Source organism: Bombella intestini (assembly GCF_002003665.1).
Lineage (GTDB): Bacteria > Pseudomonadota > Alphaproteobacteria > Acetobacterales > Acetobacteraceae > Bombella > Bombella intestini.
On the sequence record NZ_JATM01000005.1, the window covers coordinates 63,725 to 86,083 of the forward strand.

17 protein-coding genes are annotated in these 22,359 nt (G+C 56.2%); 5 read left to right on the forward strand and 12 right to left on the reverse strand.

Annotated elements, in window-relative coordinates; translation table 11 throughout:
• Window positions 1-35: 35 nt before the first annotated feature.
• Entirely contained in the window at window positions 36-281 is a 246-nt protein-coding gene (locus tag AL01_RS08120; RefSeq protein ID WP_077397048.1) for a hypothetical protein, read from the reverse strand.
• Window positions 282-573: 292 nt separating this feature from the next.
• Between AL01_RS08120 and AL01_RS08125 the strand changes: the two genes are divergently transcribed.
• Window positions 574-3,048, forward strand: a complete 2,475-nt coding sequence (locus AL01_RS08125; RefSeq protein ID WP_077397049.1) for a heavy metal translocating P-type ATPase — start codon at window positions 574-576, stop codon at window positions 3,046-3,048.
• 57 nt (window positions 3,049-3,105) lie between these two features.
• Here the strand turns inward: AL01_RS08125 and AL01_RS08130 are convergent, their stop codons facing one another.
• Together AL01_RS08130 and AL01_RS08135 are read right to left on the reverse strand one after the other, a co-directional pair.
• Complete coding sequence (locus tag AL01_RS08130; RefSeq protein WP_077397132.1) at window positions 3,106-4,308, reverse strand: amino acid aminotransferase; 1,203 nt, start codon at window positions 4,306-4,308, stop codon at window positions 3,106-3,108.
• Window positions 4,309-4,316: 8 nt separating this feature from the next.
• A complete protein-coding gene (locus AL01_RS08135) occupies window positions 4,317-6,008 on the reverse strand; it encodes an alpha-keto acid decarboxylase family protein (protein WP_077397133.1) in 1,692 nt (563 codons plus the stop codon).
• 174 nt (window positions 6,009-6,182) lie between these two features.
• Between AL01_RS08135 and AL01_RS08140 the strand changes: the two genes are divergently transcribed.
• The 4 genes from AL01_RS08140 to AL01_RS08155 all read left to right on the forward strand — a co-directional run bounded on the left by AL01_RS08140 (window position 6,183) and on the right by AL01_RS08155 (window position 10,785).
• Entirely contained in the window at window positions 6,183-6,644 is a 462-nt protein-coding gene (locus AL01_RS08140; protein ID WP_077397134.1) for an Lrp/AsnC family transcriptional regulator, read from the forward strand.
• A gap of 210 nt (window positions 6,645-6,854) precedes the next feature.
• Window positions 6,855-7,745, forward strand: a complete 891-nt coding sequence (gene accD / locus AL01_RS08145; protein WP_077397050.1) for an acetyl-CoA carboxylase, carboxyltransferase subunit beta — start codon at window positions 6,855-6,857, stop codon at window positions 7,743-7,745.
• 91 nt (window positions 7,746-7,836) lie between these two features.
• Window positions 7,837-9,174: a bifunctional folylpolyglutamate synthase/dihydrofolate synthase gene (locus tag AL01_RS08150; protein ID WP_077397051.1), complete on the forward strand. Its 1,338-nt coding sequence runs from the start codon at window positions 7,837-7,839 to the stop codon at window positions 9,172-9,174.
• 87 nt (window positions 9,175-9,261) lie between these two features.
• Window positions 9,262-10,785 (forward strand): replicative DNA helicase, encoded by a 1,524-nt coding sequence (locus AL01_RS08155; protein ID WP_077397052.1) that lies wholly within the window; start codon window positions 9,262-9,264, stop codon window positions 10,783-10,785.
• A 36-nt stretch (window positions 10,786-10,821) separates the two neighbouring features.
• Here the strand turns inward: AL01_RS08155 and AL01_RS08160 are convergent, their stop codons facing one another.
• The 9 genes from AL01_RS08160 to rph all read right to left on the reverse strand — a co-directional run bounded on the left by AL01_RS08160 (window position 10,822) and on the right by rph (window position 22,235).
• Complete coding sequence (locus AL01_RS08160) at window positions 10,822-11,799, reverse strand: DMT family transporter (RefSeq protein ID WP_077397053.1); 978 nt, start codon at window positions 11,797-11,799, stop codon at window positions 10,822-10,824.
• 122 nt (window positions 11,800-11,921) lie between these two features.
• On the reverse strand, window positions 11,922-14,171 hold the full coding sequence (locus AL01_RS08165) for a TonB-dependent receptor (protein WP_408735444.1): 2,250 nt from the start codon (window positions 14,169-14,171) through the stop codon (window positions 11,922-11,924).
• Between the two features lie 128 nt (window positions 14,172-14,299).
• Window positions 14,300-15,067 (reverse strand): sulfite exporter TauE/SafE family protein, encoded by a 768-nt coding sequence (locus AL01_RS08170; protein ID WP_077397054.1) that lies wholly within the window; start codon window positions 15,065-15,067, stop codon window positions 14,300-14,302.
• Between the two features lie 157 nt (window positions 15,068-15,224).
• On the reverse strand, window positions 15,225-17,096 hold the full coding sequence (gene cysC / locus AL01_RS08175; protein WP_077397055.1) for an adenylyl-sulfate kinase: 1,872 nt from the start codon (window positions 17,094-17,096) through the stop codon (window positions 15,225-15,227).
• Between the two features lie 14 nt (window positions 17,097-17,110).
• Window positions 17,111-17,905 carry a sulfate adenylyltransferase subunit CysD gene (cysD, locus tag AL01_RS08180; protein ID WP_077397136.1) on the reverse strand — a complete coding sequence of 265 codons (795 nt, stop codon included), beginning with the start codon at window positions 17,903-17,905 and terminating at the stop codon, window positions 17,111-17,113.
• A 65-nt stretch (window positions 17,906-17,970) separates the two neighbouring features.
• Complete coding sequence (locus AL01_RS08185; RefSeq protein WP_077397056.1) at window positions 17,971-18,744, reverse strand: phosphoadenylyl-sulfate reductase; 774 nt, start codon at window positions 18,742-18,744, stop codon at window positions 17,971-17,973.
• Between the two features lie 239 nt (window positions 18,745-18,983).
• Entirely contained in the window at window positions 18,984-20,675 is a 1,692-nt protein-coding gene (locus AL01_RS08190) for an alginate export family protein (protein WP_158075957.1), read from the reverse strand.
• Between the two features lie 191 nt (window positions 20,676-20,866).
• On the reverse strand, window positions 20,867-21,487 hold the full coding sequence (gene rdgB, locus AL01_RS08195; protein WP_077397058.1) for an RdgB/HAM1 family non-canonical purine NTP pyrophosphatase: 621 nt from the start codon (window positions 21,485-21,487) through the stop codon (window positions 20,867-20,869).
• A 31-nt stretch (window positions 21,488-21,518) separates the two neighbouring features.
• Entirely contained in the window at window positions 21,519-22,235 is a 717-nt protein-coding gene (gene rph, locus AL01_RS08200) for a ribonuclease PH (RefSeq protein WP_077397059.1), read from the reverse strand.
• Window positions 22,236-22,359: the final 124 nt, after the last annotated feature.

The window sequence follows — 22,359 nt, forward strand, 5'->3', positions numbered from 1 at the left end:
TCAATGCATCTTTTTGTAGAGTTCGCCTTAAAGACTTACTTCTTCAGCCAGCGACCGATAGCACAGAGGCCCGCTAGAGCAGCGACAACAACACCACCCCACAGCAGTGTATGACCAACACACTGGCAACGGCTCTTCGGCTCTTTCAGCTCTTCACTGACAGACTGCAACGTCTCCTGAGCGCGTTTAGCGTACTGCTCAGCCTTGGCTTTGAGCTCATCGGTGTTGATAGCTTCCTCAGCTTTAGACTTGAGCTCATCAATATTGATAGCGTCTGCCATGGTCATTCCTCCCTAAACCGGCCACACCCTATCATTACATTGAATGACTGGTTGGGCAGATTAAATATTAAGTTTTCGTCAGAAAAATACTGACTATTGATAAGTATATCACTGATTATTTTACCAATCAGCAAATTTCTTTCATGGGTGCATCGTCTTTTCTGCATATGTCGGCCTCACGCCATGGCAAAAAAACATTTTTTCTTCTTCCTTGCCCGGCAAATGCTATCTTCTTCCTGCACTCTGCTCCACAGCGCATTCGCCCGATCCATCACGACACAGGGAACTCCTTATGCCTGCTTCATCATCCTCCCAGACATTCCCTGTAGAAGGGATGAGCTGCGCCTCCTGCTCCGCACGGGTGGAAAAAGCCCTCCGCAATGTTCCGGGAGTCGAGACAGCCAGCGTCAATCTGGCCACCGGCATGGCACAGGCCACGGGCACGGCCTCCCGCACGGACCTCATCCTCGCTGTGGAGCAAGCCGGGTACACCGTGCCATCCCCGCCGATCAAACTACGTATTGAGGGGATGAGCTGCGCTTCCTGCTCCACACGGATAGAAAAGACCCTACAAGATGTCATCGGCGTGAGAGAGGCCAACGTCAATCTTGCCAGCGGCACAGCGCAGATTACAGGCACAACCACACATCAGGTGCTGATCAGTGCCATCAAGGAAATGGGTTTTGCAGCCTCACTATTGGAAAATGAGAACCTACAGGACGCTGCTAAAGAACGACAGCAACGCATCAAACAGGCCACAAAAAGCCAATGGCGTGACCTGATAGCCTCAGCTCTACTCTGGCTGCTCATCATGCTTATGACGATGGGCCACGGGTTAGGCCTTGTTCCGGCTGGTATTCAGCCTCTGTTGCAATGGGCGTTGGCCAGCGTTGCCCTACTAGGGCCGGGGCGGCGATTCTATCAAACGGGCATCCCGGCTCTGCTCCGCCGGGCACCGAACATGAACTCACTTGTCGCATTGGGGACAGGAGCCGCTTACTTATATTCCAGCCTTGTAGTTTTCTACCCCGCCCTGCTGCCAGAGGGAACGCAGCATCTCTATTTTGATACCGTGCTGGGTATTCTGACACTCGTTCTGCTGGGCCGTATGATGGAGGCCAGAGCAAAGGGCCGTACATCCGCAGCACTGGAGAAACTGACCCATCTACAACCACAGAAAGCCCATCTTCTGACGGATGGCCAATGCAATGTCGTCCCCATCGCCCAGATACAGCTAGGGGACCATCTCCTCGTCCGGCCCGGCGAACGGGTGCCGCTAGACGGCCTAATTCTGGAAGGAAAGAGCCATCTGGATGAATCCCTGCTTACGGGAGAGCCTATGCCCACGTTCCATCAGGTGGGAGATAGTGTCATTGGGGGGACCATCAATCAGGAAGGAACCCTAACCATTCAGGCCACGGCAACAGGGGCCGATACCGTGCTTGCCCGCATCATCGACATGGTGGCACAGGCGCAGGGCGGTAAGCTGCCCATCCAATCTCTTGTGGACAAAGTAACGCTATGGTTTGTCCCGGCAATCATTCTACTATCCGTGCTGACATTCATCGTCTGGTTGATTCTGGGGCCATCCCCCGCACTAGGCTATGCGGTCGTTAATGCCATTGCCGTGCTGATTGCCGCCTGCCCCTGCGCTATGGGCCTCGCCACACCAACGGCCATTATGGTCGGCACAGGCACAGCAGCGGAAATGGGTATCCTTTTCCGCAAAGGAGAAGCACTTCAAACGCTGGAAAGCACACGGCTGATCGCCTTTGATAAAACCGGAACCCTGACATCCGGCCAACCGCAACTAACGGAATTCTATCTGCTGGATAAGGAAGCCTCCAGCGATCCTGAACAGGCTGAAAAAACCCTTCTGGCTCTTGCTGCCTCTGTGGAGAAGCAGTCTGACCACCCTGTCAGCCGGGCCATTGTCGCAGCAGCACAAGAACGCAAGCTACCTGCTGTAAAAACCAGTCATGCCCACATCATCGCTGGGCTAGGGATTACGGCCCAAGATGAGGAGGGACAGGACATCCACCTTGGCAGCCAGTCCTTCATGAAAACGCTAGGCCTCTATAATGCCGAGGCCAACCGACTCGTTGATGGTCTGAGCCAGAAAGGCACATCCCCTCTCTTCATGGCTCACAGGGGGCAGATCGTCGCTCTTATGGGCGTTGCTGACCCTGTCCGCTCTTCCGCTAAAAAGGCCATTGCCGCCCTAAGGGCGCAAGATATCCGAACGGTCATGATCACCGGTGACATCGAACCTACGGCCCGCCATATCGCCCATCTAGTCGGAATCGAAGATGTCATCGCCCAGGTGATGCCACATGAAAAAAGTCAGACTGTCCAAAATCTTCAGAAGATTCACGGCTCTGTGGCCTTTGTGGGGGATGGCATCAATGATGCACCCGCTCTAGCTCAAGCGGATACGGGGCTCGCCATCAGCCACGGGACAGACATCGCCATAGAAGCTGCAGACCTCATTCTGACAGGTGAAAACCTAATGGCTGTCCCTCATGCCATTGCCCTATCCCGGGCAAGCATGACCATCATCAGACAAAATCTCTTCTGGGCTTTCGCCTATAATATCGTGCTGATCCCGATTGCTGCGGGTGTCCTCTATCCCTTTACCGGCACCCTGCTATCCCCCTCCTTTGCGGCGGGAGCCATGGCTCTTTCCAGCATCTTTGTGCTGAGCAATACGCTAAGGCTGCGGCGACTGCGTACCGTGGTAGAGGCCGAAACAGCCACGGCCTCCTAAAACCAATCCGGGGTGGGCCACCAGACAAACCACCCCGGGCTTCATGCGGCTCTCATCTTATGCTGAAGCCAGAACAGCAGCTAATGCCTCCACAACAGGCGGCAGGTTACGTTCATTCAGCCCCGCCATACAGACCCGACCACTCCGCAGAACATAAACTCCATGTTCCTCCCGCAGCCGGTCTACCTGAGCAGGAGAGAGCTTCATCATGCTAAACATGCCCCGCTGTTCCAACAGGTAGCGGAAATCCTGACCCGGCAGGCGAGCGACAAGCTGCTCATGCAGCTTTTTCCGCATTTCCCGGATACGTGCCCCCATGGCCGCTACCTCATCCTGCCAGAGACCTGATAAAGCCTGATCCCCCAGAACGATATCCACAAGCTGCGCCCCACGGACCGGCGGACTGGAATAGTTCCGCCGTACCGTCACTTTAAGCTGGCTCAGCACCCGTTCTGCTGTGCCCTCATCCGGACAGACAACCGAGAGCGCCCCGATACGGTCCCCATAGAGGGAAAATACCTTGGAAAAAGAATTGCTGAGCAGGAACTCAAGCCCTGCCGCCACCATCACCCGGACGGCATAAACATCTTCTTCCAGACTACGCCCCAACCCTTGATAAGCAAGGTCCAGAAACGGAATCAGCTTCCTCTCCTTAAGGACAGGCACAAGCATATCCCACTGTTCATCTGTCAGGTCAGCCCCTGTCGGATTGTGGCAACAGGGATGAAGTAAAACGACATGTCCTGCTGGAATCTGGCGGATACAGGCCAGCATCGCCTCAAAATCTACACCACCCGTTGCCGGGTCGAAGTAAGGGTATGTGCGAGTTTTGAAGCCGGCCCCTTCAAAGATGGAAATATGATTTTCCCATGTCGGGTTGCTGACCCACAATTCAGCCTGCGGGAAATAGCGATGCAAGAAATCCGCACCGACTTTCAACGCCCCGGACCCACCGAGAGTCTGCACCGTGGCGATACGACCGGCCTGCACCGGCTCGCTACCACGGCCAAAAAGCAGATGCTGAACGGCCAGCCTGTAGGAGGCCAGCCCTTCCATCGGCAAGTACAAATCCGGCCTATCCTGCTGACTAGCCAGCCTCTCATAAGCCCTGCGGATGCAAGCAAGCTGCGGGACATGGCCTGCTTCATCATAATACAAGCCGATGCTAAGATTGACCTTCTGTGCCCGGTCATCTCGCTTGAAGTCCTCCACCAGTGACAGGATGGGATCCCCCGGAGACAGTTCAACAGACTGAAACATAGACTTCTTCATCCTTTTTTCGTGCTCGCATTGCGTGGACCCTGCGGACCGTAATCATAATCCGCCACGACCATGCCGAATTTCTTCAGAGCATCTGGAGCATCCATCTCTGGCAAAAGGACCTCAATAAACACGGCCCGGTCAGCCTGTTCTGCCTGCTTCAAGGCCTCTTCCAACTCACTAACCGTCTCCACCACGAGGGACAGAGCCTTATCGTCACGGTCAAACGCACGGGGCAAGTCCGCATACCGCCAGTTAGCAATATCATTATACTGGGACCGTTCCCCCAGAATCAGACGTTCGATCGTGTAACCCTTGTTATTGAGCAAGAAAATGATGGGCTTCTGATCATGCCGTAGGATGATAGACAGCTCCTGCGCTGTCAGCTGGAAAGAACCATCACCGATGAAGAGCAGATGCCGCCGCTCTGGGCTGCCACACTGGGACCCGAACAGGGCAGGCAACGTATACCCGATCGCCCCCCAAATCGGCTGGGCAATATAATGGGTGTTTTTGGGGAAAGGCGTGCCCAACAGGGCTGTATTACTCGTCCCAGCCTCACCGACCACGACATCCCCTTCTTTCAGAAAATGGGCTACACGCGGCCAGAGAGCCGCATGGGTCAACCGGTCTCCAGCTTCACCGGGCAGGGCCGCAGCGGATACAGCCGGACGAGACGGCAACGTACGAGAAGACGGCTTCACCTGTCCCAGAAGGGCCTTCAACACCGCCCCAACAGGAGCAGCTGGAATTGACCGCCCTGCAAGACTGACTTCATAGGCCTGAAGGTTGATGAACGCCTCTGGCCGAATCTCATGTGTAAAGAATCCCGTATTGATCTCCGTAAAACGCAGACCGATCCCGATTACACAATCAGACTGACTGACCAGCTCTTTAATGTCCGGGCGGCTCGCCCCGCCCACATAGCCACCCAGATAATAAGGGGCGGTCTCATCCAATACAGCCTTGGCCGGAGCCGCTGCCACACAGGGAATCGCACAGCGTTCTGCCAGCGCAGCAATCTGCCCTGCCACGCCAAAACGGTCAGCGTCAGAATCGAGAATCATCACCGGCGAACGAGCAGCGGCCAACCGTGTGGCAATATGCTCGGCGGCTAGTGCTACCTGTTCGGCATCACCCTGCAGGTTTGCAAAGGCAAACGGTTCATCAGGCACATCAATGCTCAGATGTGTGATGTCAGAAGGCAGCTGAAGATGAACAGGCCGCCGCTCCCGCCAGCAAGCCTGGAGGACACGGTCGATTTCCTCCACGGCATTTTCCGGCGTCAGGCGGGCCTGGGCGACCGTATATTCCGCCATGCACCGCCCGATGTTGCCATATCCGCCATCGCCCAGCGTATGATGCAGCAGGGCACGTCCCTCTACCGCATGCAGAGGAGGAATCCCGGTGATGTGCACAAACGGAACACGCTCAGCATAGGCCCCCGCAATGCCGCTGATAGCCCCGAGGTCACCCACGCCGAAGGTCGTCACCAAACCACACAGGCCGGAGGTGCGGGCGTAGCCATCGGCAGCGTAGGCAGCATTCAACTCGTTACAGTTCCCCACGAAGGTCAGGGACGCATCCGCCTCCACCTGCTCCAGAAAAGAAAGATTGAAATCCCCCGGAACACCGAAAAGATGGCTGATTCCTGCCTCGACAAGGCGGCGGGTCAAATAGGTCCCGATCTGCATACGCATAAACAAATTCCTAAAATATGTGGAGAGGATATGCTCCGGTACAGGCAGGGCTGCCTGATTGCCCGAAATCCTTTTTCCAGTTTCCAAGCATACCGCAACATGCATGCAGCCTGTGTGCAAATATGATCTAATATGCCGCTTTCTTCGCACAGATCACGCATGGATACGCACATCATGGATCATCTTGACTGGAAGCTCCTTTCCGCCTTGCACCGCAACGGGCGTCTGACCAACCGGGAGCTAGGCGAAACGGTCGGTCTCTCACCGTCCCAGTGTTCCCGCCGCCGACTCCTATTAGAAAAGGCCGGTGTCATCCGGGGTTACGGTGTCACACTGGACCAACAAGCTATGGGGCTCGGCGTCATGGCCTTTGTCCAGATCATCATGAAGGGCCATGCTGCTGGAGCCTTCGAACGTTTCCAAGCTCTCATAAACGGCACCCCTATGATTCAGGAGGCTCACGCCGTCAGCGGGGATGCTGATTACATCCTTAAAGTCGTGACGAAAGACCTACCCAGCCTCTCCGCCTTTGTTACAGACCAATTACTAGCGCATGACACAATCGGCCATGTGAAATCATACATTGCCCTCCGCCCCTTGAAGACAGACAGCCCTTTACCGCCATTTATGCCCTGAAACCGGCTCTCCCAACCGGGTTACGCCCTTCAATAAAAGAGAAAGCTGGCATCTTCAGGCAAGCCCGGATAAAGTCCCCCCACCTGTGATACCCTTCCGGTTCCCGTGCCACGGTGCCCCCGCCTCTGGAGGCTCCATATTCCCCATGACGGACCGGCAGGCATAGGACCACCTGATGATGCACCACTGCTGGAGAGTGAACAGAACACCATGAGCTGGCTGACCGAACATGTCCGTCCCAAATTGCGGAGCCTACTGCAGAGGGATGTGCCAGATAATCTCTGGACCAACTGTGAATCCTGCTCGCAGATGATGCTTACTAAGGAGCTCGTCCGCAAAAAGAAGGTCTGCCCCCATTGTGGGCACCATATGCGTGCCTCGGCCCATGAACGGATGCAGTGGACCTTTGATGATGGAAAATACACCACCATCGACCTGCCCACCGTACCGACAGACCCGCTGCATTTCCGGGACTCCAAGCGTTACACGGACCGCCTGAAAGCTGCCCGCTCCAAATCCAGCCTTGATGATTCCCTGCTCGTTGCCCACGGCACGATCTCCGGCAGGGAGACGGTTGTGGCTGTCATGGCTTTTGAGTTCATGGCCGGGACAATGGGCAGTGCCTTGGGTGAAGCCTTTTTGGCCGCTTGTCAGGAAGCGATCCGCCGGAAGGCTCCCCTCGTCATCTTCACGGCTTCTGGCGGTGCCCGTATGCAGGAAGGCGTTGTCAGCCTGATGCAGATGCCCCGCACGACCATCGGCGTGGAAATGCTGCGGGACGCAGGCTTGCCCTATCTGGTTGTCTTCACCAACCCGACCACGGGCGGCGTCTCTGCCTCCTTCGCCATGCTGGGCGACATCCATATCGCCGAACCCAATGCACTGATCGCCTTCGCTGGCCCCCGTGTCATCCGTGATACCGTGCGTGAGGAACTGCCAGAGGGCTTCCAGCGTTCCGAATATCTAAAAGATCACGGCATGGTGGACATCATCGCCAGCCGTAACGAGCTTCCCGCTCTTCTGGGCCGTCTGGTCGGTATGCTGTCTCCCGCCGCCGCTACAAGTGCGAATGCCGGGCCAGCACCCAGCCACACATCCTAAGCCTGCCCTATCCTGCCCTACCCACCTAGCGGGGCAGGATAGGCGACCTCTTCTTTCTGCCGCTCCCTTCGAGAAAACCGGATTTATAATCATGGCAACAGGCCAGCATACTAACGCCCCGCAAAGTGAATTCCACGGGCGGACGGGGGCGATAGTGCGCCGCCTGCAAGAGCTGCACCCCAAACTGATCGACCTTTCTCTGGACAGGCTGGAAATCCTGCTTGCCCGCCTAGGTCACCCTGAGCGAGCCTTGCCCCCTACCATTCATGTAGCGGGAACCAACGGTAAAGGCAGCACCTGCGCCAACCTGCGGGCCATCGGCGAAGCAGCGGGCCTCAGAGTCCATGTTATGACCAGCCCGCATCTATTGGATGTAACAGAACGTTTCCGTCTGGCGGGGCAGCTAGTTAGCGAGGACCAGCTTGTCGCCACTCTGGAAGAGATTGAACGGGTCAATGATGGGGCTCCCATCACCGTTTTTGAAGTTCTAACAGCGGCGGGCTTCCTCCTCTTTTCCCGCGTCCCGGCTGACCTGCTGATTCTGGAAGTAGGGCTTGGCGGGCGGTTTGATGCCACCAATGTGATTCCCACCGCACGAGCCTGCATCATCACCTCCATTAGTCTGGACCATCAAGGCTTTCTGGGTGATGATCTAGCAGGCATCGCACGGGAAAAAGCAGGCATCATCAAACAAAACGTGCCGGTTTTCGTGGCCCCCCAGCCTGACAACGTCATGGCGGCGATCACAGAGATTGCCAACACCCACGCCGCCCCTCTCCAGCGGCTAGGCCATGAATTTACCATTACCCCGCAAGGTAATGGACTACTCTACCAAGACGATGCTGGACGCCTAACCCTGCCCGCCCCGTCCCTGCATGGTCCCCATCAGGCACAGAACTCCGCTCTCGCTGTGGCAGCCCTACGCCATGCCGGGCTTGGCCTTCCAGACAGTGCTTTTGCCGGTATTGCCAAAACACACTGGCCCGCACGCCTCCAGACACTACATGGCCTTCTTACCCAGAATATCCCCGCCAACTGGGAGCTGCTGCTTGATGGCGGCCATAATCCCGGTGCAGGCACTGTTCTCGCCGATGTCCTCAAAACATGGCAGGACCAACCTCTTCATCTCATTGTCGGGCTGAAAGACAGCAAGGACGTGCAAGGCTTCCTTCGCCCGCTGATCCCCTATGCCACCACCATACAGGCCGTGGCAGAAGAGGGGCAGCATCTGGCCATGCCGGTTCAAACCATTCTGGAAGCCGCCAAAACAGCCGGTGGAACAGCCCAGCCCGGGCCGGACATTCGCACAGCCATAAACCGCTTGCGTGACGAGGCCGGGGCCAACCCTAAACCGGCACGAGTTCTTATCTGTGGTAGCCTCTATCTGGCAGGCTGCGCCTTAGCATTAGATGGCGCTGCCCCTCACTAATCAGGCCAACAACATACCCACCCGGTCCCTCTCTACACTCTGCCCCGGTGCGGACCGCCCACCCATAATGGAGCGAAACAGACCAGCATGAGCGACCAAACACCTACCCCCCAGCCTACCCCCGCAACGGATAATAGTGGGAACCTTCAGGAACTGCTCCAACGTGTTCCGCCTGCCAACCTTCGGGCAGAGCAAGCACTGCTTGGGGCTATCCTGACCAACAACAAGGCCTATGAGAGTGTATCGGACTTCCTGCACTCCTCCCATTTTGCCGATGCCGTCAATGCTCACCTTTATGAGATGATCACCAGACGCATCGAACGCAGCGGCGGTAAAGGCAGTGTCGATATCATCACAATGCAGAATGATTTCGAGGCTAGCCCCATATTAGCGGCCGCCGGGGGAGCCGAGTATGTCGCCAAGCTGCTCAATGCCATGGTGGGCATCGTCAATGCCCGTGATTATGGCAAGGTCATCCATGACTGTTGGGTGCGCCGCCAGTTGGTCGGCATTGGGACGGACATCGTCAATAACGCCCATGGCGCCCGGCCCGATCTAGATGGACCAGAACAAATCTCCGCCTCCGAAGAAGCCCTCTTCGCTCTAGCCACGGATAAAGGACAAGAAAGCGGCTTTCTTGTTTTCTCCAAGGCTCTGAAAAAAGCCCTCGATATTGCCGACCAAGCCTATCAGCACACGGGTGATATTGTTGGTCTGACCTCCGGCTTGCGGGATTTTGACAAAAAAACCGGTGGCCTACACCCATCTGATTTGCTGATTCTCGCAGGCCGCCCCGCCATGGGTAAAACGGCCCTCGCCACAAAGATCGCCTTCTCCGCCGCCAAATCCATCATGCGAGAAGCGGAGGAGAAAGGGGAATCACCTCATGGCAGTGTGGCCATCTTCTCGCTAGAAATGTCCGCCGAGCAGCTTGCCACCCGTATTCTCTCCGAACAGGCCGAAGTCTCCGGCGAACGCATCCGCCGAGGTGATATCGGACCGAAAGAGTTCGACCGCTTTGTCCGTGTTGCTACAGAACTGCAACGCCTCCCCCTGCATATTGACGACACACCCGCCATCTCCCTCTCCGCTATGCGGACACGCTGCCGCCGTCTGGCACGCACACAGGGGCTGAACCTTGTAGTGGTGGACTATCTCCAGCTCATGCGCCCCGCCGTTGGTACCAGACCGGACAGCCGTGTGCAGGAAATCTCAATGATCACACAGGGGCTCAAGGCCATCGCTAAGGAGCTGGAAGTGCCTGTCATTGCACTTTCCCAGCTCTCTCGTCAGGTCGAGTCTCGTGATGATAAACGCCCGATGCTCTCCGATCTTCGTGAATCAGGCTCGATTGAGCAGGACGCCGATGCCGTTATGTTTGTCTATCGTGACGAATATTATCTGCAACAGCGCAAACCCAAGGAAGCCTCCTTCCCGGGTGCGGACAAATACCAGATCGCCCTTGAGGAATGGCAGCGGAAAATGTCGCTCGTCCATAACAAGGCCGAGCTAATTCTGGAGAAACAACGTCACGGGCCAACGGGCACCATTCACCTCTACTTTGAAGGTGAGTTCACTCGCTTTGGTGATCTGGATACCTTCCACGAGTAATCAGACCAATAGGGGGCTTTAACAGCCCCCTCCCTCTCACTCGTGGGGCTTTTCATCAAGCGGAGGGGTAATAACAGCGGCAGGGGTCGCCGCAATAACCTCCGGTGTGGGCTTACGCCGCCACCACCAGCCACGATGCAGCATCTTCTCGAAGCGGATCTTCTGCCGCAGCCAGTTCAACATCCCGGAGAGGGTGACAACTGCAATCCCAATGCCATCCCACATATCCACGGGCTGGTTAAAGATGAAGTAGCTGAAGGCCACGATCCAAACCATCTGACTATATTGCGGTAGGGCTACACGATTTGCCGGGGCAATAGAGGCTGCCAGCATGAGCAAAAGCTGCCCCGCCGCTGCCAGAAACCCATACCCAAACAGCAAAAACCATTCTCCTGCACCATGCGGCATGACAAAATGCTGCACCATCAGGATACCGTCACCCACCAGAGGCCCGAACAGGCTGGAGCCGTATAGCGTCAGGCGGGATGTTTCCTTGCCTGCAAACCGGTAGGCGATCACGCTCACAGCAGAGGCCATGGCCACCACAATGGCACAAAGATGCCCAAACTGAAGGGCCTTCACTCCGGGGCGCAGAACAATCATCACACCGGCAAAACCCATCAGAACGGACAGCCACGCCCAGCCCGTCACCTGCTCCTTGAGGAACAACACGGAAACGATGGTGACAAAGAACGGCATCAAAAACATCAAGGAGAGGGCTTCTGGCATAGGCAGAAGCATGAAGGCTTCCACACTCCCCGCCGTGGCTACGAACACCGCCGCTGCCCGCACGAGCCAAAGCCATGGATGGCTGGAAAGCACCAGTGTTTTGTAGGACTCATTCGGCCGCTTCAAAAGCGGGACGATCAGCAGCCCGAATACCCCCCCGAAGAAGGCGACCTCAAAGGGGTCTAGCCGCCCGGCCAGCCCCTTGGAACAGGCGTCACTGATGGAAAAGAACGCATAGCCCATGAAGGCAAGCACAATGCCCGATGTAAAAAGTATCTTCCTCATGTGTTCCCTGTCCCTGATACATTGTCGCTACTGCGCTACCCAAGGGTAAGGGTTAACCCACCAAAAAGAAACCGATCAACCACATCTCCACAGGATGACAGCCCTGTGATGATGCCCCATCCTCACAGAGACAAGGCCACACCGCCCATCACGCTGCGCCGTAGGCCATATTGTGGAGCACCGACACCAATACCGCTGCCATCACGCAACATGTAACGCCGGTCGAACAGGTTGAGGACATCAAGCCGCAGCTGCATAGTGTGCCCGCCCAACCACGCCTCATGCTTCAAGGTCTGTACCAGCCCCAGATTGAAGGTGACATATTGCGGCACATGCGTCCCATTGGGGATAGTCTCATCCCCCATTTGCTTATCCTTACGCAGGCCACTGCCATAAACCATGGTGCTGGATAGCTGAAGTGGATGGTTTGTTCTGTGGAAGAACGCATAGGACCCACCAGCCGAGGCCGTTATCAGCTGGTCATGATCCAAATGCACCCAATGATTCCGCATATAGTGGAGGTCATCCGTATCAAAATTCCACTGGGCCGAATTGATGTCTTTCCCCATAGCTTTTGAAACCGCCAGATTACCATAAAGGGTCAACGGCCCTGTGTTGTAATCGGTCGTCAGCTCCACACCACGGACACGGCCCCGGCGGTAGTTATAAGCTGTTAGAATAACAGGAGCTCCAAACTGCCCTTCATCAATCAGGTTCTTTGCCTGCTTCCAATAGGCATCCAACCCGACATGCCAGTTCCGGGTGATCTGCTGCATGAAGCCGATATCATAGTAATTGTCCCGCTCTGCTTTCACACGGTCATTCTGATAATTGGCTGGGGCAGCAGATGTGCCTGCAAAACGGCTCAGCGATGTTGTGCCAACCGTTTCAAAAGGCGGGGGGGTCAGATACCGTGCATACCCCACATGGAACCGCCCGCCATGCCACGGTGTCCAGACCAATGAAATACGAGGGCTGAGCTGATGCGCATGAACGTATTCCTCCACACCATCAAACCTCACCCCACCATTAAGAACTAAAGACCGGGTCAGATGCCATTCATCCTGAAGATAGGCCCCGTATAACGCCCCTGTTTTGCCGGATGAATCATGTACTGTCATGGGATGAAGGTTGATATTCCCTTCCTCATCCACCGGATAGACCTGTGAATTGCTTTTGCTCACAGCCCGCTCGCTATAAGCCTGCACACCACCCCGCACAGTATGCGCCCGACTGACACGCCACGTCACATCACTCTGCACACCGCTGGAAAAAACCGACCGGGCTGCCTGCTGGGCAATACCATTATAAACGAGATCGCCTAGCCAATCGGGCGAATAGCGCATAGAGCTATAACGTAAAATGGCCGATGTCTGGGCACTGACCTTTTCATGATCCTCTTGCCAAGAGAGAATGGCAAAGTCCGTGATCTGCTGCTGATGTTCATCCAGATGGGCACTGTCGGGCGCATCTTCCTGCACGGGCCGATTATCCGCCTTAAAAAGCGGCGTGGCAAACTGATGCTGCTGGCCGGGATTATTAGGCAGCTGATACCACGCATTAGAAAGACCCGCTGTCAGGCTAAAACGTGTCTCCGGCCGGAGCGTATACCGCAGATGCCCCAACACATGATACTGATTGGATAAGTCATGTATGGCATCATAACTAGGTGTCGTATTCTCGATACCCACCCGGTTATGGATGGCATCCGCCGTGATGAACCCATCCCACTTTCCCCAATGTCCGCCATACTGAATGGAAGGCTGCACATAATCCCGCACGCCACCATAGCCGGAGAGTGTTCCTCCTTCGTCAGAGACGCCGTTTTTAGTCTGAATGTCGATCACACCGGCCTGCCGAAACCCGTATTCTGCTGGCAGAACACCGGTTGTCAGGCTCATGGAATGGGCAAAGCGGGTCATCAGGGCCTGTCCAAACACGTTCACCCCTTCTGGCAGGGCCACCCCATCCAGCCGGAATTGAACGTTATTATGGTCCCCACGAATGTGAATCTGCCCGTAGCTATCCTGCGTCACACCCGGAGCCTGTAACAAAATGCTATTCAATGAGGCATTATCGGCACCGGGATTCGCCTCAATAGCCTTACGAGAAAAGTTCGTCTGCGTCGCCCCGATGGCGGGCTGGAGAGCTGCACGGGCCTGATCCAATCGCCGGGCTGTAACATGGATATGCTCTTCCTTGCGGTCCTCATGGCGGACAGCATCATCGCTGCCGACCTGATCTTGTTCCGCTGTGGAAATGACCGGCTTCCTCTGGCGTGAAGCGACACTATCATCAGCCTGCGCTGCTTGAACCAGCCCTCCAGATGCTACCGCCAGAAGCACATAAACAGCCCCGCCCCGCCTCATCACCGCCATGCTGCTCTCTGTCCCTTTGATATGCTGTTCTGATACGTCATGAATGTTATGTTATAATATAACAACTGTGAAGCATCTTTCTACAGCCATAAAAAAAGACCGGGTCAGGCACCCGGTCTCTTTCAAATCATCTTCACACCAATCAGCAACAGCAAACTGCCCAGAATAAGCCGCTGCCAGCGTTCCGGGCATCGCCCAGCGCAATGGGTGCCAAGCCAGATACCCGGCAGCGACCCGCTCAACAGAAGCAACAGGGTTGGCACCATCACATCGCCTTCCATCCAATGCCCTACCCCGGCAATTAATGTCAGGGGGATAGCATGGGCGATGTCGATCGCCACAAGCTCCCGCAGCGGAAGGGTCGGATACAGCATCACCAACACAGCCATGCCAATCGCCCCTGCCCCGACCGAAGACAAACTGACCATGCAACCCAGTACGAAGCCCAACACGACCGTCAGCACCCGTGAGCGTACCGGCCCACCCAACTGATGACGCAGAACCCATTCTTTAAGTGTCGGACGGAACAGGATAGCCGGGGCGGTTACCAGCAAACAGATACCCAGCGACAGACGGATGACATGAGCCATCTCCTGCGGGGACCCTAGATGACGCAGCCAGAGCAGAGCCACCGCTACACCGGGAAGGCTGCCTGCCATCATCCACAGCACGATAGACCAACGCACCGGCCCGCACCGCCGGTGTAGAAACGTGCCGAACAGCTTCGTCACAGCGGCGTAGACGAGGTCCGTCCCCACAGCGGCCTTGGGGTGAATCCCGCAAAGCAGGATAAGAAGCGGCGTCATAAGCGACCCACCGCCCACACCCGTCATCCCTACCAGAAACCCGACCAGTGCGCCGGAGATGACATAAGCCAGATGCCCCATCATCTTATCCTTCTCCTAGAACGGGCAGGGCTTTTTCCAGATAAAGCTCCCCCCACCGGCATTTCCCTGCTGGAAAAACCGGGCTTCTGTTCCACTCTCTTGCAGAAACTGATGCCCGCCGGGTCACACCTTATGGAGGGAGACCCGGCAGAGCAGGCTCTTAACGTACGGCCTTATGCACGGCATCAATCAGGTGCTGCACACTCCGGGCCACGTCACCATCACCGGGAACAACAACATCCGGCCGTTCTGGTGCCTCATAAGCCGAAGATACACCGGTGAACTCAGCTATCCGGCCCTCCTCTGCCTGAGCGTACAGCCCTTTCGGATCACGGCTACGGCATAGCTCAGGGGCTGTATCCACAAAGACCTCATGCCAGTCTTCCCCGATGATCGTCTTAGCCAGCGCACGATCCCTGACCAACGGAGAGACCAGAGCCACCAGCACGATCTGTCCAGCATCTGCCAGAATACGGGCCACATGAGCCACACGGCGGATATTTTCTCGCCGGTCTTCTGGAGAGAAGCCGAGATCGCTGCACAGGCCAGAGCGAACCGTATCGCCATCCAGCACGGTGACGTTCAGCCCTTCACGGCTGAGGGCCTCCTCGGCATGACGAGCAATGGTGCTTTTGCCAGCACCGGGCAAACCGGTCATCCAGAACACGGCCCGACCATGCCCACGCAGGCCAGCCCGCACGGCATCGCTCACACCGCTGGCTGTTGGATGAATGGCATGTGCCCCTTCAGGCAGAGCCGCTGGACCAATCAACGGAGCACCACCAACGATCTTCTGATGACGATCCACCAACACGCCACGTCCGTCCGGCATACCCGGCGCAAAGGGGTCAAACAGAATGTTACGGGCTACAGCAAGGGTAATCTCGGCAAAGCCATCCGGTGGCACTTCATCCGCCGGACTCAGGCTGAGATCGTCAAGGTCCACCACAGCATCAATAGCCGCCACAGTGACATCATATTCCGCCGTTGCAAGGCGCAGCCGGAAGCTCTCACCCACACGCAGCGGCTCACCACGCAACCAAAACAGTCGTGTTTTGAGGCGAGCAGCCTTCAGTGGAGCAGCAGCCTCATCCCCGGCAGGGAACAACAGATCACCACGATCCGGCACCAAATCAGGCTCCAGACGTAGGGCAATGGATTCACCAGCTCCAGCAACAGGGTGATGCGGGGCGTGCCAGCGGCAGACTTCGGCCACGGTGGCCTCCTGCCCCTGCCCACCAATCACCAGCCGGTCACCCTCCCGCACCGTGCCACGCTCGACACGGCCTGCCACATAACGGATACCTTCAAAACGGTACACATCCTGCACCGGCATACGGAACGGAAGAGCATGACGAGAGGCTGGAGGCTGAATGAGAGACAGAGCCTCCAACAAAGTTGGCCCCTTGTACCAATCAGCCTTTTCGGAGCGTGTGGCGATATTGTCGCCATCCCGAGCGGAAGCAGGGATGACCTGATTGACGTTAATCTCCAGTTGCCCCAACAGCTGGCGGATATCGCCTTCCACCTGCTTCAGTCTGGCTTCATCAAACCCGATGCTATCGGCCTTATTCAGCAGGACGATCACATGATTAATACCGATAAGCCGTAGCAACATAGCATGGCGGCGGGTCTGCTCCCGTACACCCTCGGCAGCATCTACCACCAACACAGCGGCTTCGGCATCAGCGGCACCGGTAATCATATTACGCAGGAACTGCCGATGACCCGGCGCATCCACAATGACGAAATCCCGGCCATCTAGCTGGAAAGGGATGCGGGTGGAGTCCACCGTCACGCCCTGATCACGCTCAATCTGGAGGGAATCGAGCAGGAAGCTCCACTCCACGGCCAAACCACGCTTACGGCTGCTTTCCACGATCTGGACAAGGCGACCATCTGGCAAACTGTCCGTATCGTACAAAAGGCGGCCAATCAGGGTAGATTTACCGTGATCCACATGACCTACGATCACGATCGGCGTGCTGACGCCATGACGGACCTGCGATGATGGTGAATAAGTCTGTGTCATCGAAATAGGTCCCCTCACAGATAACCGGCAACACGAAGACGCTCGAACGCATCTTCTGATTCATGGTCCATGGCACGGCCTGCACGCTCGGAAGTGCGGCTTGTCTCCAGCTCGGCAATCACTTCGGCCACGGTAGAAGCATTGCTCTCAATCGGGCTGGTAATGTCCTGATCGCCCAATGAGCGATAACGCTTGCCGTCCTTGGCAAAATAGAGGTCCACGAGCGGAATATTCTCACGCTCAATATACCGCCAGATATCCAGCTCCCGCCATGCCAACAGCGGATGGACACGGACATGCATCCCATCCTCATAAGGTGTGGCGTACTGGTCCCAGAATTCCGGTGGCTGGTTGCGAACATCCCACTGATGGCTTGCCCCACGAGGGCTGAAAACGCGCTCCTTGGCACGAGTAGCCTGCTCATCACGCCGGATACCCGCCACAATACCCCGGAATTTGTGCTTGTCGATCAGGTTTGCCAACCCAACCGTCTTACGAGCTGCGGAGCGGGCTGCCGGTGGCAGGGAGGGATCCATCTCCTCCACGGGAGGACAATCACCAAGCACGAGGTCCAGATTCCACTTTTTAGTGTATTCATCCCGGAACTCATACATCTCCGGGAATTTCTTACCCGTATCCACATGCATGACAGGGAAAGGCACATGCCCCATGAAGGCCTTGCGGGCCAGCCAGACCATCACGTTGCTATCCTTACCCAATGACCAGAGTAGAGCCATGGGCTTCAGCTTGCGATAAGCCTCCCGCAGGATGAAGATGCTCTGGGCCTCCAGCTGGTCCAAACCATCCATGGTACGTGCTTCTTCCAGAGCCATGACTGCTCCCTTTCCTTCATGGTGGGCCGTGCGGCCCGGTCTTACCGTGCGGGCCGCTCTGCAATCAGGGCAGCGGCTGAAACTTCTTCGGCATTAGCATCGGGTGGGGCCGGAACGGGCCGGTGCAACCCACATTCTGTCTTGGTCAGCCCGGCCCAGCGTCCGGCACGACTATCTTCCCCCTCACCGACCGGCCGTGTGCAAGGCTCGCAGCCAATAGAACGATACCCTTTTGCCACCAGTGGATGCGGCGGCAGGGCTTTGTCCTTCATAAAACGGGCAATCTGCTCTTCGCTCCAGCCCGCCAAAGGGTTCAACTTCACGCTGCCATCCTCTTGCCGCTCTGCCACAGGCAAAGCGGCCCGGGTAGCGGCTTGCATCCGCTTACGCCCCGTCACCCAAATATCGAACTCTGGCAGCACCACTTCCAGCGGTTCCACCTTCCGCAAGGCACAACAAGCATCAGGATCGAAGGCTACAAGCTGCCCCCCGGGGTCCCGATACGCTACTTCGGCAGGGGCTGGTTGCAGGGTGCGAACATCCTCCAACCCTAGGTGACGGCTTAGCTCATCCCGATAGGCCAGAGTTTCAGGGAAATGCCGCCCAGTATCGAGAAAGAAAACCGGTACGGCCTTATCCTGCGCGGCAACTTGCGCCAACAGCACCGCTGATTCTGCACCGAATGAGGAGATCACCGCTACACGCCCCGGAAAACGAGCCAGCACGGAGGACAGCACACGACCTGTTTCTTCCTCCGAAGCAGCTACGTCTCCCTGATGGGGCAGGGCTTGGAACTCGCTGTCCGATATCGCCATGTGATCTGCTCCCCGATGGAAAAATACGATGCGTTGTAAAGTAATTACATATTTAACTGGCTTCAATGTTCATTTTTGAAAAATCATCAATTTTTGATGATATAAGAATATCTTTATGTTTAAAAAAGACAACTTCATGCGATCATAACCCACGAAAAACAGGGAAAAATCCATAAGTCACAACCTAGGGAGCCGTCTCATATTAAACTTACCAAGATAGTGATTTATACAGCACACTCTCAGAAACGGAGCGTAATGGTCGACAGCATATAGGTTGCATTCTGCCCTCCTGCCCGTCTCATACGGTGTGTTAACAGAGTCGCCCCGCCATCAATCTGCCAATTAACATGCTGCTGAAGCTGGAACTGCACCTGCCCTTGCGGCTGCAACCCCACGGCCCGCCCTACCCGCCGTAGCTTTGCCCCGGTCAGAAAGGCGAAGGGAGATGATGAGTTATACAAACCATCATTCATGCTCTCCCGCCAGAGATAAGGCACCCGGATGCGAATATTCATAAAAGGCCGAGGAGCAATACTCACGAGCGGCCCAGCACTAATGATATTTGCCCGCGTGATTGTGCGGGTTAGGTCAAATGTCCCATTACGGGGAGAAAAGGGAGCCGAAAATGTCCCGACCGTGCCTTCACTGCGGCGATTATCACCCCCGCTATAGGCCTCGGCTTGCACACCCAAAAATGGATGCAGAGAAGAGGATGAATGACGCCACCCCAGCACACCCCGCACCGCCCATGCACTCACAGGGCGGCTAGCAACGGCAGAACTGCCGGGATGGAAGCGTCCCCCCTGATACACACCTCCCAACTCATACTCGAAAGAAGGTGCCGAGCCATACCAACGGAAACCGCCATTCTGGCGTGTCTGCGTGCCCGCCTCGGACCCTTTGTAACGAGCCACAGCGGCGGATTTTCCGCCGTAATGAAACCCCATCCAAAAGAGATCGAGAAAAGAATGAACCTGTTCCCCAACGATGGAAAAAGGTTGCAGAGCAATACCGATATTTCCCCCATAAAGGCGGGTGTCGTCATCAAAACCACCCCCCATGATGGTATCTCTCGTCACCTGCGTGCCCACGAAATTATAGAGGTCCAGCCGCACCCGGTTCCACATGGCGTAGCCACGGACACCATTCCATGACAGCGGAACATTGGGTGTCTCCCGCATATAAACGAGCCATGACGGGGCATCGAGAAACTGCTGCCGCCCTACCAAAATACCGGTTTTTGCACCCAAAAGCTTACGCTCATAACCGACAAAAAGCTGTTGCACACCCAGCCTGCGCCGCCATGTGGCGTTATAGCCATAATAATTCCAGCCTGCGGCCTCACCATTATTCAGCTGGCCGAAGATCCGCCAATGCTGCCCTAAATGAAGGTCCATCCCCAACAGGTTACGCACCGTAAAACGCCCAGAATGCCGCTTGCCAGCCGTCCCCAGCTGGGGGTTAGACTCATACCAATTGCGGATACGGGATTCACCGGACAAGGACAGCCATATGCTACCGGATTCATTCAGACGAATAGCCTTCAAAGGGTCGAGAAAATCCGTATAGTTTTTAGGGTCTTTTTTACTGCTCCAATCCTCAGCCCACGGTGCCACCCCGTAAGTACCTACCGGCCCAAACCCAGCGAACTCGCCATTCCCCCAGTTAAAGGCCCCCCAGTCGCCCTGATGCCGCTTACGAGACCGGTTTTCTGCTGGTGTGACACGGCGGGGCTGGCCGATCACCCCCGCACCCGGCATCGTCTCCACAGCAGGCGGTACTTTATCAGCAACCTGAGCTTCCGCCCGTTTCTGCCCCACTAGAAAAGCCGAGGCCATCAAAGCGACAGAAACCCACGGAATCCGCCTTCTTGTCTCGGGTGATACAACGCCGCAACCCAAAAAGACCGGGGACGATCCCTTCTGCTTCATTACACGCCATGATTGCCCGCCTGTCTGCATGAAGCGTCCAATTACAACTTTTGTTAATCGTGTTTTTTATTAAATACTCTTTTATTTCACTTGTGAAGTCGTGATTTGTTTTTATCAAAAAACTGTCACACACCTTACCCATCTCTTGATGGGCTGGCAGGCGCAGCACAACACTGCGCCTGCCTCCTCCTTCAGCTTACGCACTCTTTCAGGAACTGCTCCATTGCCTGCCCACGATGGCTGAAACGATTCTTCTCCGTCTCGGCCATCTCAGCAAACGTGCGACTTTCCCCTTCAGGAAGGAACATCGGGTCATAACCATGCCCATGCTCACCTCGGGGCGGCCATGTAACCTGCCCACGACACTCCCCCCGCACGAAGCGATAAGCTCCATCCGGCCATGCCAGACACAGCACCACCACAAAGGACGCCGTTTTATCGACTGATCCACTGGCCTGCATTTCCTCATGAACACGGTTCATCGCCAGTGCCATATCCCGTTGCGGGCCTGCCCAGCGAGCAGAATAGACACCCGGCCTGCCATCTAATGCAGCCACGCAAAAACCGGAATCATCAGCCAACGCAGGCAGGCCGGTCGCCTTCGCAGCAGCTTCCGCTTTGATGAGCGCATTACCCTCAAAGTCAGTTGCCGTTTCCTCCGGCTCTGGCAGGTTCATTTCAGCAGCAGAGCAGACCGTAATGCCGCTCTCTGCCAGCAGAAGGGAGAATTCCCGCAACTTGCCTTTATTATGGCTTGCCAGAACAATCTCGCTGCCACGCTCCAAACGGCGGGTACAATCCTGTCCGCTCATTCAGCCATTCCTTCTTTCATCTCGCCGATACTCAGCCCTTCTTGCGGGCTAGAGCTTCCTTCTGCACGGCGAACAGCTCTTTCGTGCCCTTCTGGGCTAGATCGAACAAAATCTGAAACTCTTCAGGCCGGAAGGGGCGGTCTTCTGCCGTGCCCTGAATTTCCACAATGCCGCCATCGGCTGTCAGAACGAAATTAGTATCAGCCTGTGCGCTGCTATCCTCTGCATAATCAAGGTCCAGCACCGGGCCAGCTGCTGTCAGCCCGCAAGACACAGCAGCGACCTGCCCCGTCAGAGCCTTGGACTTGCCCATGCCCTCCAGAGCGATGGCCAGAGCCACCCATGCCCCAGTGATGGAGGCGCAACGTGTTCCACCATCAGCATTCAGCACATCACAATCCAGCGTGATCATGCACTCACCCAGAGCCTTGAGGTCCACACAAGCCCGCAAAGAGCGGCCAATAAGACGCTGAATCTCCTGCGTGCGGCCGGACTGTTTGCCTCGAGCAGCCTCACGAGAGCCACGAGTGTGGGTAGCACGGGGCAACATCCCATATTCCGCCGTGACCCAGCCCTGCCCCTGCCCCCGCAGGAACGGCGGTACCCGTGTCTCGACAGAAGCCGTGCAGAGAACCTCCGTCCCCCCAACACGAATCAACGCAGAACCTTCCGCATGAGTAGAAAAACCGGTCTCGATCGTAACCGGGCGAAGGGCATTATCAGTACGGCCAGAGGGACGTTCAGACATGAAACATAATCCTTAAAATCTCTTCAGAAACTCTACACGGGGCGGGCTAAAAACCGCCCTCATGACAGAACACCACCATAGGCACCCCCTGCCCTGCCGGCCATACCCACCCACAAAAAACAGG